Origin of the sequence: Veillonella sp. oral taxon 158, assembly GCF_018376515.1 — a bacterium.
In the GTDB taxonomy this organism is placed as follows: Bacteria; Bacillota; Negativicutes; order Veillonellales; family Veillonellaceae; genus Veillonella; species Veillonella rogosae.
The window spans coordinates 35,155-49,137 of sequence record NZ_JAHABE010000014.1 but is presented as its reverse complement, the minus strand read 5'-3'; the positions used below and the strand labels follow the sequence as shown (position 1 = coordinate 49,137).

Sequence of the window (13,983 nt, the reverse complement as noted above, 5' to 3'; positions counted from 1 at the left end):
TCAATGGGGTGATGCTCCTGTTTGGAATGAGCTACATATGTCTACAGATTTTCCAACTTATTGGGATTAGTCACACACACTTTTTGTCCTATAACCCTATTATGTGTGTATTATTTATAAAAGGATAAATCAAATAATTATCATAAAATCTATCTTTCTTGGTTTAATCGAGTATAGCCTATTATAATAACTGTGCTTATAATTATCCCCAGTCCACATATAAAAAATATATCATGTAGCGGTAATATATTTGCTAAGTTTGTAAATATAGTTATTGATAATATTGATCCAATAGAGAAGCCTGTACTTACAGAACCGCTAGCTAATGTTAACTCTTCCTGTGAAAAAATAGATTGTATATATGCATGAACTAAAACAACGGCTGTAAATAATAATATTTCAGATATACTATATAGAATATAAAGTTGTTCTATTGTTTCTATATAGCCTATGCAAAAAATACTTCCTCCATATAGTATAAAAAGAGGGAACAAAACTTTTTTAAAACTCGTTGCTAAGTTAATAGTAAAATATTTAGCAAGAAGTCCAAAAATAATGAATGATGCCAATCTAGAGATTGTTTGCGTATATCCATACTGACTATCAGTTAAATGTAAGATATCTTTAATAAATATTAATAGTAGAATAGGTATACACATATAAAATATTCTGGCTAATATACCCAAATAAACTATAAAATTGATTTTTTTATTTAGGAATAATAACTTATATCCTTTTAATAGAAGTTGAATGCGATCATATATGCTTTCTCTAATGGTTTTTTTGGAGATAGTCGAGTGTGACTGTATTCTTACATTTTTATTTAAACGATAAAGTAGGTAGGCTGAAAGAATATAAGTAACTGCATCAATAACGAATACTAGCGTTAAAGAGTAATTAATTATAACGCTAAATAATAAGGAACCACTTATTAATGCAAAACGATTAATAGACCGGAGCAGTGCATTGAATTTGACTAAATCATTTGTAATATTAGGTACAAAAGAAAGTCTAGCGATTCCTAAAATTTTATTATTAAAACCTATAAGGAAAGCTATGATATATACTAGATATAGGTTATCTATGAAAACAAAAATTAATAATATAAAACTCGAAACTATTTCAGGAACCACCATAGACCACATTAAGCCTTTTTCTTTTACGAGTATCCCTAAAAATGGGCCTAATAACATTCCAACTAATAATGTCGCTATTGTAACTGCCCCTGTATTAAAGGGACTGTGGGTGGTATTGAATATATATGTTATAAAACCTAGTGTTGTTGCGGTGCTTCCCATTGTTGAAAAGAATAGAGCACTATTTAAGAGAAATGAGTTTTTGTTTTCTAGATTCATACCATCATCTCCTAGATTATAGATGTACTGATATAATATGTATTATTTTACAAAATCTCAATTAAACTTTTATCAATTTTGATGTTATATATTCATAATTCTATATAAATATTTAAATTTCCTGCACAATATAAAGTAATGTGTAATATAAGTAGGTTTTTGCTAATAAAGGATAATAAAGAGGTCTGTTCATTTTTATTATTTAGAGGAGATATTAATGGATATTATCCGTGTTGAGTTAGAAGAAAAATATATCGCTGATGCTGAGCCGCGAGATGAGTGTATCGCTTTTAGTGTATACATCAAAAGTGGAGACTTTTCTGGTCGAGGTACCTTTGTTTATACTGTAAATGAATTTAGAGAATTAATTAGTCAACTCAAATTAATATATATAACATTAGATGGAGAAGTTCGTATTGCTTATGCTGATTCGGATGATTATGTCCATATTATATGTAATTCATATGGACATATAAAAGTAGAAGCTCAATTAGGAGGCAGTTGGCGTGATAATTGGGTTAAACTTCTTCTTAATACTGATCAGACCGTATTGAATGATGTAATACAGCAATGTAATTCTATATTAAAAAAATAATTTGATGACAGCATATAAGTACTAAATTTTAATTGACACAACCCCATAAAATCTGTATACTATTTTGAGTAAGCTTTAGTCGTGTTTCCATTAGCCCCGGAAGCAAAGGACAAGCTGATTTTGGTAGAATTATGACGTTATTAGGAGGATATGCAGCATGAAAACTACATTTATGGCCAATCCGAACACAATCGAACGGAAATGGTATGTTGTTGACGCTGAAGGTAAAACTTTAGGACGCCTTGCTGCCGAAGTTGCAAAAGTTCTTCGGGGCAAAAATAAACCAACTTTCACACCACACGTAGATACTGGTGACCATGTGATCGTTGTAAACGCAGAAAAAATTCGCGTAACTGGTAAAAAATTAGAGCAAAAGGAATACTTCCGTCATTCTGGTTATCCAGGTGGTGCTCGTTTCACTAAATTGGCTATGATGCTTGAAAAACAACCTGAACGTGTTGTTGAGATGGCAGTTCGTGGTATGCTTCCAAAAAATAAATTGGGTGCACAACAATACCGTAAATTAAACGTATACGCTGGTCCTGAGCATCCACATGCAGCTCAAAAACCAGAAGTATTAGAAATTTCCGTACGATAATCTAGAGGGAGGAACATATAATGGCAGTAGCACAATATTACGGCACTGGTCGTAGAAAATCTTCCGTTGCTAGAGTTCGTCTGGTACCGGGCACAGGTAAAATCACTGTTAACAAACGTGAACTTAATGATTATTTCGGTCGCCAAACTTTGGAATTGATCGTAAAACAACCTTTGAATTTGACTAACACAGTTGAACAATACGATGTTATCGCAACTGTAGCTGGTGGCGGTCCTTCCGGTCAAGCTGGTGCAATTCGTCACGGTATCTCCCGTGCGTTATTGGACGTAGATGGCGAACTTCGTCAATCTTTGAAAAAAGCTGGCTTCTTGACTCGTGACCCACGTATGAAAGAACGTAAAAAATACGGTCTTAAAAAAGCCCGCAAAGCAAGCCAATTCTCCAAACGTTAATATTTGGAATACAGGTTATTACACCTGCAGACAATGTCTGCAGGTGTTTTTGCATTTCTATCATTTACAGGGACATTTAATTCTCCTATAATAGATATATAATAATCGAATTTTTTCGAAAATAGATTTTCATATAGGAGAAATCATATGATTTATAATACAATTCAATACGTAGTGGACAACGGCATTGGTACGTTGACATTTAATCGCCCTACAGTGGCGAATGGTTTTAATATCGAGATGTGCAAGGAGATCCTTGAGGTTTTAGCTCAAGCACACAACGATGAAAGTGTTCGTGCATTGCTTATTAATGCTGAAGGCAAGGTATTCTCTGCTGGTGGCGATTTAACAGAAATGGAACGCGCTGTAAACGAAGGGGATACAGAGTCTTTGTTTGAAATCGTTGAGCTTGTAGCTCAAATTTCTATGGCTCTGAAACGTTTGCCTAAACCTGTTATCATGAGCCTTCAAGGTGCTGCAGCAGGTGCGGCCTTTAACATGGCGTTAGCTGCAGACTTTGTTGTAGCTGCTAACAATGTACGCTTTATCCAAGCTTTCGTAAACGTCGGTCTTGCTCCTGATGCAGGTGGTTTATTCTTGTTGAATCGAGCTATTGGTATGAACCGTGCTATGCATATCGTTATGACTGGTGAAGCCGTATCTGCTGAAAAAGGTAAAGAACTTGGCTTTGTATATAAAGTTTGTGAATTAGAAGATCTAGAAACGGCCACAAGACGTCTTGTAGAGAAGTTAGCTAAAGGTCCTGCACAATCTTACCGCGTTATGAAGGAAATGATGTGGAATAGTTTCTTAGCTGGCTGGGAAGAATACAAGAAATTTGAAGTAGAAAAACAATGTGAATTAGGTCTTTCTGAGGACTTCAAAGAGGGGGTTCTGGCTTTCACAGAGCGTCGTCGTCCTAAATTTGGTCAAAAATAATAATTATCCTCTTGTAATTGTACTAAATATCATGTAATTTATAAGCAGTTACTAATATAATTCGAACCGATGTGGCTCCCTATATTGAGTTACATCGGTTTTTGCTTTCATTGCGATGCAAAAGTGTATATAATAGTACTATTATAATAGTTTAGGAGGTCATTATTACATGGCTCAAAATACAATTAAATGTTATGACAGTCCTAGTGATGTAGTCCAAGCATTAGCGGAGGATTTCATTGCTTTTACCAATGAAGAGATTAGCCGCACGGAATCGTGCATTGTTGGTATCACAGGTGGCACTGTTGTTAATGGTTTGTTAGAATTGCTTAATTCCCCTGAATATATTGAGCGCCTCAATTGGGAGCGCATATTCTTTGTGTGGACTGACGAGCGTTTCTTGCCGCAAACTCACGAGGATAATTATTTTAATCGCGTTAAACCCCATTTGCTCTGTAAGGCAAAAGGGGCGGCCCATTTCTTGCCAATTAATACGGATTCTAGAACCGTTGTAGAGGCGGCTGAGGAATATCAGAAAGAGATTAAGAATGTGCTCAAGGCTTGCAAGAAATCTGGCCTCGATTTAGCATTGCTCGATCTAGGCGAAGATGGGCATACAGCAGGGCTGTTTGCAGGCTCTCATGCACTTCGCGTGGCAGATCAAGAGGTAGTGGCCGTAGAGGATGGCAAGGTATGGGAACGTATTTCTATGACCTTTTCTTTCCTTGCTAAATCCGATGCTGTTTGGTTCACTGTGACGGGTGAAAGCAAGAAAACCGCACTTACTAAGGTGTTGTACCAACGCGAGGATTATGAGGATTTACCTTGGGAAAAACGCATTGGTCGCGTACTACCTGGGGCAGTGCTTTCACAAGAAGCCACTTGGTATGTGGACAAGTCCGCCTATAATGATGTACACTAAAGAGTATAAGTATTAGTAATGATAAAGGAGATACATATGGGGTCTATAGGAACACCTGAATTAATAGTTATATTAGTAATTGCTCTAGTTATCTTCGGTCCTGGTAAATTGCCTGAAGTCGGCAAAGCTATTGGTAAAGGCATCAATGAGTTTAAGGATGCTATTTCTGGTCCTAAAAAGGCTGTGGATGAAACGAAAGAAGCCGTTAAAAAAGCGACTACTATCGACGTAACAGCAGGGGCTAAGAACGACGACAAACATAAAGAAGTTAACGATTAATAGGAGGTATCACTATGTGCAAAGATTGTGGTTGTGGCGAAGAAAATGGCGTTGTAACAAAGGTATTTAATGTACCTGGTATGATGTGCAATAACTGTAAGGAAACAGTAGAAGGGGCATCTCTTGCGCTACCAGGCGTATTGAGCTCAGAAGTAAATTTAGACGATAAAACTGTAACGATTTCTTTTGATCCTACTAAATCTGCAGTAGAGGTTATTTCTATGGCCATTGAAAAAACTGGCTTTGAAGTAACAGGCGTTGCAGATGGTGTACAACAACATAGTCATGGTTTAATGGGAACCTTGAAACGTTTCTTCAAATAATCGAACCTTTGGTGCTGTATTGAAACATTGTTTCGGTGCAGCACTTTTTTGTATGAAGAGGTAATATATGATACGCAAGTTTGATGCTAAAAATTTCAAGTGGGATGGCGTCGACACCTTGGTATATAAACAAGATGGTAGTCCTTTTAAAGATGTAACACGTCAAGTGCTATACGATGGTGCTTATGATATTCCATGCCAATTCCGTTATTTTGAATGTTTGCCAGGTGGTTATTCCACATTAGAATATCACGAGCATACGCATATGGTTATGATATTCCGCGGCAAAGGTCAACTTTTATTAGGTGACGAAATTCATGATGTAGAGTCTGGTGATTTTATTGAAATTCCAGGCAAGACAATTCATCAGTTCCGTGCCAATAAAGGGGACTATATTGGTTTCCTATGTTTGGTAAATCAAGAACGGGATAAGGTTAAATTATTATCCCCAGAGGAAATGGAGACATTACAAGCAAATCCTAAGATTAAAGAATTCTTAGAAAGTTGCTAATATATGGCGGTTATGTGTGATGACCGCCATATAGTTTTTATAATCAACTGTAACTGTAACTGTAACTGTAACTGTAACTGTAACTGTAATAGTTGATTTGTGTAGTTTGATAGGGAGGTTCTATGAATACTTTTACACGAGCGGCCCTTACCGTTCTGGTGGGCCTCGTAATCTGGTTCTTGCCTCACACGGAGGCAATTAAGCCTGAAGGGTGGCATTTATTAGCTATCTTTACGGCTACCATTGTAGGCTTTATTTTGCGCCCTTGGCCAACTGGCATTATGGCGCTCTTTGGTATCGTTGCAGCAGTAGCCACAAAGTCTATTACAATGGTGCAAGCTTTAGGTGGTTATGCAGAGGCGAATGTGTGGCTTATCGTAGCGGCCGTATTCTTTTCTAGAGGTATTATTAATTCTGGTCTTGGTAAGCGCATTGCCTATACTTTGATTCGCTCTTTTGGTACAAGTTCTTTAAAACTAGCCTATGCATTAGCTTGTACAGATTTGATTATTTCTCCAGCGACGCCATCTAATACGGCGCGTGGGGGTGGTATCGTATTCCCAATCGTGCAAAATATTTCTTTAGCTTTTGATTCTGAACCATATGGGAAGACAGCTCGTCGCATTGGAGCGTACTTGATGACGACGGCTCATACCATCAACACTATTACTGTAACGATCTTTTTGACTGCATGTAGTGGTAACTTGCTCATCACGTCCTTAGGGGCAAAATTATTCGGTTATGATATTTCTTGGTGGGAATGGTTTCAAGCGGGTGTGATTCCTGGTGTGATTTGTATGATTTTGATGCCTTGGTTCATCTATAAAATCTATCCTCCAGAAATTAAAGAAACCCCACAAGCCGCGGCGATGGCTCAAAAAGAGTTAGATGCTCTTGGGCCTATTACAAAAGCCGAAATTTCTGTAGCCATTATCTTTGTGCTTTGTATCTTGCTTTGGGCGACTGCGATTTGGACTAAGCTTCATCCAACCGTAGTGGCTATGATGGGCGTTCTTGCATGTGTAGTAACAGGCTCTCTTACGTGGGATGATATCTTAGGTGAGCGCACTGGTTGGGATATCCTCATTTGGATGGGCACTCTGGTTGGCATGGCAGGCTTACTAGGTAAACTCGGTGTAGTTGCTGTCTTTGCAAACTTTGTTAGCCAACATCTTGCTGGTATTGACTGGTTCTGGGCATCCTTTATTATCTCTGCAACCTTTGTATACTCCCAATATTTCTTCGCTAGTGGTACGGCGCGTATTACAGCATTGTTCTCCGCCTTTGCGGCCATTCTCGTGGCTATGGGCGCACCAATTCCGTTTACCATATTGCTCTTTGGTTTGATGAACAGTCCTGGTTGTACATTAACTCACTATAGCTCTGGTGTAACGCCAATCTTCTTTGGCGCTGGTTATGTACCGCAAGGTACGTGGTGGCGCGTTGGGCTTGCTATTTCCGTGGTAAGCTTCCTCATCCACTTCTGGGGCGGCGCCCTTGGTATGTGGATTTTTGGTATCCTATAGTATAAAAATCCCTCACTACGGTGGGGGATTTTTTCGTGTTATATGTACATTTTTTATACCTAACTAGGCTTGCTATAGTTTTTTTGTATGGTGAACTTCATAAAAAAACTATAGTAAATCTATAGAATTTATAGCGAATTATCTTGCACAGGATAATGTAACGTGTTATTATTATTCCGTGATTAATATTACAGATTATTTTAGGAGGAAACATGTTAGGTTTAGTCATTAGCTTATTGATTATTGCGCTAGTCGTGATTATTAATGACATTCGAATTATGAACAACAACTTAACACGTTTTTGTCTTAGAAGTTCCGCGAATGGGTTAATATACAATCAATAAGATTTTGGCTATATGGTTTGTTTCTTATGTGTATATTTTCCAAGGGGTACATGGGTTTATTTATGTATATAGGAATTCTGTAAACAAAAGGAATATCATTTGTAAACTTTTAAGACGATTCATTGGAATCGTCTTTTTTTATGCGTTGTGAAAGCCGTCCAAGTGGATGCTTTCAAAAGTGAGGAGATTAACATGAGTTGTAGAAGTGACAATTTAAAAACAGGCGTAGCACGTGCACCACACAGATCTTTGCTAAAAGCTCTGGGTTTCGTTGACGAAGAAATGGGCAGACCAGTCATTGGTATTGCAAACTCTTTCAACGAGATTATCCCTGGTCACGTAGGCCTGAAAAATATTGTACAAGCCGTAAAAGACGGCATCCGCAACGCAGGTGGTGTGCCAATCGAGTTCAATACAATCGGTATTTGCGATGGCCTCGCAATGAACCATATCGGCATGAAATACTCCTTGGTTACACGCAATATCATTGCTGACTCCATCGAGGCAACTGCAATGGCAACACCATTCGATGCGATGGTATTCATTCCAAACTGCGACAAAGTAGTACCAGGTATGTTGATTGCGGCGGCTCGCCTTAACATTCCATCTGTATTCGTATCTGGTGGCGCAATGCTTGCTGGTGTACACAAAGGTAAAAAAATTGGTTTGTCCGACGTGTTTGAAGCAGTAGGTAAACACCAAACTGGCGAAATGGGCGACGAAGAATTGGCAAGCATTGAAGATAATGCATGTCCTACTTGTGGTTCTTGCTCTGGTATGTACACAGCAAACACAATGAACTGCTTAACAGAGGCTCTTGGTATGGGCCTTCCTGGTAATGGTACAATCCCTGCTGTATACTCTGAACGTTTACGTTTGGCTAAATTAGCAGGTATGCAAGCAGTAGAAGTATTAAAAGCGAACCTTCGTCCAAAAGATGTTATGACTCGTGAAGCCTTTGAAAATGCGGTAGCACTCGATATGGCATTAGGTGGTTCCTCTAATACAGCACTTCACTTGCCAGCCATTGCTCACGAAGCAGGTGTACCATTATCCTTAGACGATTTCGATCGCATTGCTCAAATTACACCTCAATTATCTAAATTGTCCCCATCTGGCGTATACTTCATCGAAGACTTGTATGCAGCAGGTGGCGTATCTGCAGTATTAAAACGATTAGCAGAAAATGGTCGTCTCCATACAGAGTGCCAAACAGTAGCACTTAAAACACAAGGTGAAATTGCTGAGGCTGCTTATGTAGCTGATGAAGACGTAATTCATCCTTGGGATAATCCAGTTCACGAAACTGGTGGTATTGCTGTACTTAAAGGCAACCTTGCTGAAGACGGTTCCGTTGTAAAAGCGGGTGCTGTAGATGCGGATATGCTCGTTCATTCTGGTCCAGCAAAAGTATTCAACAGCGAAGAAGAAGCTGTTGAAGCTATTACAGGCGGTAAAATCGTAAAAGGCGACGTGGTAGTTATCCGCTACGAAGGCCCTAAAGGTGGTCCTGGCATGCGTGAAATGTTGACACCAACATCTATGATCGCAGGTATGGGGCTTGATAAAGACGTAGCCTTGTTGACTGACGGTCGTTTCTCTGGTGCTACTCGTGGTGCATCCATTGGTCACGTATCTCCAGAAGCTGCGGCAGGTGGTACAATCGCCGTTGTTGAAGATGGTGATATCATCAACATCGACATTCCAAACGGTAAATTAGAATTAGCTGTATCCGATGAGGAAATCGCTCGTCGTAAAGCCGCATTGAAACCATTCAAATCCAATGTAACTGGTTACCTTAAAAAATATGCTCTTCATGTATCCTCTGCAGCACAAGGTGCTATCGAAGTATTTGAAGACTAATAGTAGACTTTCATTAATACTAACTAGAGGAGATAGAGTACATGCATAAGTTGTATGATTTTATGGAGGCTCGTGAGCGATTAAGCACAATCACGGTGAAAACAAAATTGCTTCATAGTGATGTGTTCTCTGACGAGTGTGGCAATGATGTATATATCAAGCCAGAAAACTTACAAATAACAGGCTCCTTTAAGGTCCGCGGAGCTTATAATAAAATTGCAAAATTGACGGAAGAGGAAAAGGCGCGCGGTGTTATCGCCGCGTCTGCCGGCAACCACGCACAAGGTGTGGCCCTTGCCGCAAAACGCCTCGGCATTAAAGCGACTATCGTAATGCCAAAACATACACCTCTCATTAAGGTCAATGCAACGAAACAATACGGCGCAGAGGTCGTACTACACGGTGAGATTTATGATGAAGCTTACCAAAAGGCGATGGAGCTCCAACAAGAACACGGCTATGTGTTTGTTCATCCTTTTGATGATGAAGATGTAATTGAAGGGCAAGGTACAATTGCATTAGAGGTTCTAGAGGAATTGCCTGATGCTGATGTATTGTTAGTCCCAGTTGGTGGTGGCGGTATTGTTTCTGGTATCGCAGCGGCTGCTAAATTAAAAAATCCGCGCGTTAAGATTATCGGTGTAGAACCAGAAGGCGCAGCTAGTGCTCTAGCAGCGTTAAAGGCTGACCATCCAGTACCACTTGATGAAGTGGCCACAATTGCGGATGGTACGGCAGTACGCCAAATCGGTGAAACTACATTAGAATATATCAAACAATATGTAGATGAAATTATTACTGTTTCTGACTACGAGTTGATGGAAGCATTCTTGTTACTCGTAGAAAAACATAAATTAGTAGCAGAAAACTCTGGTATTTTACCATTAGCAGGTCTTAGAAAATTAAACTGCACTGGTAAAAAGGTTGTAGCCATCGTCAGCGGTGGTAATATCGACGTACTTACCATTTCCTCTATGATCAATAAAGGTCTTGTCGTACGTGGTCGTATCTTTACCTTCTCTGTTAACTTGCCGGATAAACCAGGTCAGTTGGTGGCTGTTTCTCAAATGCTGGCAGAGGCAGATGCAAACGTAATTAAACTCGATCACAATCAGTTTAAAAACCTTGACCGCTTCCATGAAGTGGAATTACAAGTAACAGTAGAGACAAATGGTGAAGAACACATCCAACAGATTATTGATACTTTCAAAAATAATGGTTACATTATTAAACGTTTAAATTCCAGCGAGACCTTGTCTGAATAGCTGGTTGAAAGGGTTCCTATGAGCGCAGAAACAATCAATGGGGCACGCATTGTCCTTGAAACATTGCATCGCCTAGGTGTAACCGATATGTTCGGCTACCCAGGTGGCGCAGTCATTCCAATTTACGATGAAATTTATAGCTTCCCTGAAATTAAACATTATTTCGTTCGTCATGAACAAGGTGCAGCACATGCAGCAGACGGTTATGCTCGCGTATCTGGTCGCGTAGGTGTATGTCTTGCTACGTCTGGTCCTGGTGCGACAAATCTTGTAACAGGCATTATGACTGCGTACATGGATTCCGTACCAATGGTAGCCATTACTGGTCAGGTAGGTCGTCCTTTCATCGGTAAGGACTCCTTCCAAGAGGCGGATATTCAAGGTATTACAATGCCGATTACAAAGCATAACTATCTTGTACAAGATATTCATGATTTACCTCGCATCATTAAAGAAGCGTACTTTATTGCTGGTACAGGCCGTCCAGGTCCAGTACTTATCGATATTCCAAAGGATATTCAAACAGAAAAAATATCCATGACAGAATACAATAAATTATATGAAGTACCGATTCAACTTGAAGGCTATGATCCAACTTATAAAGGTCATCAAGGTCAAATTAAGAAGGCTGCTACGCTCATTAAAAATGCTAAGCGCCCTCTTATCATAGCTGGTGCAGGCGTATTGAAATCCGGTGCTGTGGATGAGCTTAAAGCATTGGCTGAAACAGCTCATATTCCTGTAACGAATACTTTAGTAGGCCTTGGCGGCTTCCCTGGGGACCACGAATTAGCCCTAGGTATGGTAGGTATGCACGGTTCTGTGGCGGCTAATAATAGTACAGACGAGGCAGACCTTGTTATCGCAGCAGGTATTCGCTTCCACGACCGCATTACAGGCCATCCTGATTTCTTCTGTAAAAAAGCTAAGATCATTCACATCGATATCGATCCAGCTGAAATCGACAAGAACGTCACAATCGATGTGCCAATCGTAGGCGACTTGAAACGGGTATTAACAGAGCTTAACGCACTTGTGGAGCCCGCAAAACATGAAGCCTGGCTTGAGCAAATTCGTCAGTGGCAAGAGGAGTATCCTATTGTTGTTCCAGAATCTACTGATGGTGAATTACATCCACAATATGTATTATCTGAACTTAATAAAATTGTGAAAGATGATGCCATCATCGTTTCTGATGTAGGTCAGCATCAAATGTGGGCAGCTCAATTCTTAACACATAAAAAACCTCATACCATCGTTACATCTGGTGGTGCTGGTACAATGGGTTATGGTTTACCGGCGGCTATTGGTGCACAAGTAGGTGCTCCTAAGAAACAAGTAGTTCTTGTTGTAGGTGATGGTGGCTTCCAAATGACTTGCGAAGAGCTCATGATGGTTCGTCAGTACAACTTGCCAATCAAAATTGTAATCATCAACAATGGTTATCTTGGCATGGTTCGTCAATGGCAACAAATCTTTAACGATCGTCGCTACTCCTATGTAGATTTGGAAATGAGCCCAGACTTCTTGAAATTGGCTGATGCCTTTAATTTAAAGGCGGCGCGTCTCGATAATGTGGAAACTTTCAATAAAGATTTCAAATCTTACATTACGTCTGATGAAAGCATTGTCCTAGATTGTCGCGTTGAGCGTGAAGACAATGTATTGCCAATGATTCCAGCAGGCGGCACTGTAAGCGGCATGATGGGTAAGAAAGGGGTGCTATAATGGCTAAAGAACATCAAGTCTTAGTAATTGCAAAAAATACACCAGGTATTGGTACACGTATTTTGGCACTCTTTAATCGTCGTGGTTTTAACGTTACAAAAATGACCTCTGGCATTACTAATAAGCCGGGTTATGCGCGTATTACCCTCACTGTTGAGGCGGATGACCGCATCTTAGATCAAGTTCAAAAGCAAATTTATAAGCTTATTGACGTTGTAAAGGTTAAAGTCTTTGAAGATCATGATGTAGTATGTCGTGAATTGATGCTTATTAAGGTAAAAGCGACCGCTACAACACGTTCTCAAATTGTACAAATTGCCGATGTATATCGCGGTAATGTACTTGATATTTCTCCTACGTCCATGATTATTGAAGTCATCGGTAGTGTTGAAAAGTTGCGCGGTTTCATCCAAATTATGGAAACGTATGGTATCCTTGAAATTGCAAAAACTGGTATTACAGCGATGAGCCGTGGAGAAAAAATGTAGGAGATGATAGAGTGGGGAATGAATTACTCCATTATGAAAATGTCTGCTTTCGTCGCGATGGCAGACATATCCTAGATAATGTAAATTGGCATATAGAGGAAGGTGAACATTGGGCCATTTTAGGGCTCAATGGGGCTGGTAAATCGACGCTTCTCAGCATGATACCAGCCTACCAAATTCCAACGACAGGCACCTTGCGTGTCTTTGGTCATGAATTTGGGAAATATGCATGGCCTAAAATCAAATCGAGATTAGGCTTTGTTAGCTCTGCTCTAGGACAGTTTCAGTCTACCTTGGATAAGCAAGTTGTAGAGGATGTTATCATTTCTGGTGCTTTCAGTAGCATCGGTATATACCAAGAGGTTGCACCAGATGTGCGTGAACGTGGTATGCAATTATTAGCTGAGTTTGGGGTAAGCCACTTAGAAGGACATCGCTTTCATACTTTGTCCGCTGGAGAACAGCGACGTGTATTATTGGCACGGTCCATCATGGCAAATCCAGATTTACTGATTTTGGATGAGCCGTGCTCTGGCTTAGACTTACCGGCGCGAGAACAATTTTTGCGTACAGTAGCCACCTTGGTTGCGGAGCAACAGACACCGATTATCTATGTGTCACATCAAATTGAAGAGATACTACCAGCGATTACACATGTAGCCATCTTGCGAGAAGGTAAGATGATACATGCGGGGCCCAAACACGCTGTATTAACAGATGAAAATTTGTCTGATGTGTTTGGCATTCCCGTACAAGTTGTGTGGAAAGATGATCGCCCATGGGTGATTGTTCGGTAGTAATCAAATTTCTTTATCAGTAACTTGAAATTTAGCT

Annotated in this window: 15 protein-coding genes; 14 read left to right on the top strand and 1 reads right to left on the bottom strand. The window is 39.8% G+C overall.

Features of this window, described 5'->3' with window-relative positions; translation table 11 throughout:
- Positions 1-149: 149 nt before the first annotated feature.
- Positions 150-1,355 (bottom strand): MFS transporter, encoded by a 1,206-nt coding sequence (locus tag KH364_RS08325; RefSeq protein ID WP_105081908.1) that lies wholly within the window; start codon positions 1,353-1,355, stop codon positions 150-152.
- A gap of 217 nt (positions 1,356-1,572) precedes the next feature.
- On the opposite strand from KH364_RS08325, the gene KH364_RS08320 reads away from it, so the two are divergent.
- From KH364_RS08320 to KH364_RS08255, 14 genes are all read left to right on the top strand, one after another.
- Positions 1,573-1,950 (top strand): hypothetical protein, encoded by a 378-nt coding sequence (locus KH364_RS08320; RefSeq protein WP_054747909.1) that lies wholly within the window; start codon positions 1,573-1,575, stop codon positions 1,948-1,950.
- 157 nt (positions 1,951-2,107) lie between these two features.
- Positions 2,108-2,548 (top strand): 50S ribosomal protein L13, encoded by a 441-nt coding sequence (gene rplM, locus KH364_RS08315; RefSeq protein ID WP_009351047.1) that lies wholly within the window; start codon positions 2,108-2,110, stop codon positions 2,546-2,548.
- Between the two features lie 20 nt (positions 2,549-2,568).
- Positions 2,569-2,961 carry a 30S ribosomal protein S9 gene (gene rpsI / locus KH364_RS08310; RefSeq protein ID WP_004695188.1) on the top strand — a complete coding sequence of 131 codons (393 nt, stop codon included), beginning with the start codon at positions 2,569-2,571 and terminating at the stop codon, positions 2,959-2,961.
- A gap of 147 nt (positions 2,962-3,108) precedes the next feature.
- Entirely contained in the window at positions 3,109-3,900 is a 792-nt protein-coding gene (locus tag KH364_RS08305) for an enoyl-CoA hydratase (protein WP_273299312.1), read from the top strand.
- Between the two features lie 169 nt (positions 3,901-4,069).
- Positions 4,070-4,822 carry a 6-phosphogluconolactonase gene (gene pgl / locus KH364_RS08300; protein WP_273299311.1) on the top strand — a complete coding sequence of 251 codons (753 nt, stop codon included), beginning with the start codon at positions 4,070-4,072 and terminating at the stop codon, positions 4,820-4,822.
- A gap of 36 nt (positions 4,823-4,858) precedes the next feature.
- Complete coding sequence (locus tag KH364_RS08295; RefSeq protein ID WP_005385550.1) at positions 4,859-5,101, top strand: twin-arginine translocase TatA/TatE family subunit; 243 nt, start codon at positions 4,859-4,861, stop codon at positions 5,099-5,101.
- A 14-nt stretch (positions 5,102-5,115) separates the two neighbouring features.
- Complete coding sequence (locus KH364_RS08290) at positions 5,116-5,424, top strand: heavy metal-associated domain-containing protein (protein WP_273299310.1); 309 nt, start codon at positions 5,116-5,118, stop codon at positions 5,422-5,424.
- A gap of 67 nt (positions 5,425-5,491) precedes the next feature.
- Positions 5,492-5,935, top strand: a complete 444-nt coding sequence (locus KH364_RS08285; protein ID WP_265137730.1) for a cupin domain-containing protein — start codon at positions 5,492-5,494, stop codon at positions 5,933-5,935.
- 122 nt (positions 5,936-6,057) lie between these two features.
- Positions 6,058-7,461: a DASS family sodium-coupled anion symporter gene (locus KH364_RS08280; protein WP_105081904.1), complete on the top strand. Its 1,404-nt coding sequence runs from the start codon at positions 6,058-6,060 to the stop codon at positions 7,459-7,461.
- Between the two features lie 536 nt (positions 7,462-7,997).
- Complete coding sequence (gene ilvD / locus KH364_RS08275) at positions 7,998-9,668, top strand: dihydroxy-acid dehydratase (RefSeq protein ID WP_105081903.1); 1,671 nt, start codon at positions 7,998-8,000, stop codon at positions 9,666-9,668.
- Between the two features lie 41 nt (positions 9,669-9,709).
- Entirely contained in the window at positions 9,710-10,933 is a 1,224-nt protein-coding gene (ilvA, locus tag KH364_RS08270) for a threonine ammonia-lyase (protein ID WP_273299309.1), read from the top strand.
- Positions 10,934-10,951: 18 nt separating this feature from the next.
- Positions 10,952-12,661 carry a biosynthetic-type acetolactate synthase large subunit gene (ilvB, locus tag KH364_RS08265; RefSeq protein WP_273299308.1) on the top strand — a complete coding sequence of 570 codons (1,710 nt, stop codon included), beginning with the start codon at positions 10,952-10,954 and terminating at the stop codon, positions 12,659-12,661.
- Positions 12,661-13,149: an acetolactate synthase small subunit gene (gene ilvN / locus KH364_RS08260; RefSeq protein ID WP_009351165.1), complete on the top strand. Its 489-nt coding sequence runs from the start codon at positions 12,661-12,663 to the stop codon at positions 13,147-13,149. The genes ilvB and ilvN overlap by 1 nt, the downstream gene beginning before the upstream one ends.
- A gap of 11 nt (positions 13,150-13,160) precedes the next feature.
- Positions 13,161-13,946 (top strand): ABC transporter ATP-binding protein, encoded by a 786-nt coding sequence (locus KH364_RS08255; RefSeq protein WP_009351287.1) that lies wholly within the window; start codon positions 13,161-13,163, stop codon positions 13,944-13,946.
- Positions 13,947-13,983 lie beyond the last annotated feature (37 nt).

Excerpts from the sequence above, each read along its gene's own strand:
- KH364_RS08325 (WP_105081908.1), bottom strand. The coding sequence starts at position 1,355 with ATGAATCTAGAAAACAAAAACTCATTTCTCTTAAATAGTGCTCTATTC.
- KH364_RS08320 (WP_054747909.1), top strand. The coding sequence starts at position 1,573 with ATGGATATTATCCGTGTTGAGTTAGAAGAAAAATATATCGCTGATGCT.
- rplM (WP_009351047.1), top strand. The coding sequence starts at position 2,108 with ATGAAAACTACATTTATGGCCAATCCGAACACAATCGAACGGAAATGG.
- rpsI (WP_004695188.1), top strand. The coding sequence starts at position 2,569 with ATGGCAGTAGCACAATATTACGGCACTGGTCGTAGAAAATCTTCCGTT.
- KH364_RS08305 (WP_273299312.1), top strand. The coding sequence starts at position 3,109 with ATGATTTATAATACAATTCAATACGTAGTGGACAACGGCATTGGTACG.
- pgl (WP_273299311.1), top strand. The coding sequence starts at position 4,070 with ATGGCTCAAAATACAATTAAATGTTATGACAGTCCTAGTGATGTAGTC.
- KH364_RS08295 (WP_005385550.1), top strand. The coding sequence starts at position 4,859 with ATGGGGTCTATAGGAACACCTGAATTAATAGTTATATTAGTAATTGCT.
- KH364_RS08290 (WP_273299310.1), top strand. The coding sequence starts at position 5,116 with ATGTGCAAAGATTGTGGTTGTGGCGAAGAAAATGGCGTTGTAACAAAG.
- KH364_RS08285 (WP_265137730.1), top strand. The coding sequence starts at position 5,492 with ATGATACGCAAGTTTGATGCTAAAAATTTCAAGTGGGATGGCGTCGAC.
- KH364_RS08280 (WP_105081904.1), top strand. The coding sequence starts at position 6,058 with ATGAATACTTTTACACGAGCGGCCCTTACCGTTCTGGTGGGCCTCGTA.
- ilvD (WP_105081903.1), top strand. The coding sequence starts at position 7,998 with ATGAGTTGTAGAAGTGACAATTTAAAAACAGGCGTAGCACGTGCACCA.
- ilvA (WP_273299309.1), top strand. The coding sequence starts at position 9,710 with ATGCATAAGTTGTATGATTTTATGGAGGCTCGTGAGCGATTAAGCACA.
- ilvB (WP_273299308.1), top strand. The coding sequence starts at position 10,952 with ATGAGCGCAGAAACAATCAATGGGGCACGCATTGTCCTTGAAACATTG.
- ilvN (WP_009351165.1), top strand. The coding sequence starts at position 12,661 with ATGGCTAAAGAACATCAAGTCTTAGTAATTGCAAAAAATACACCAGGT.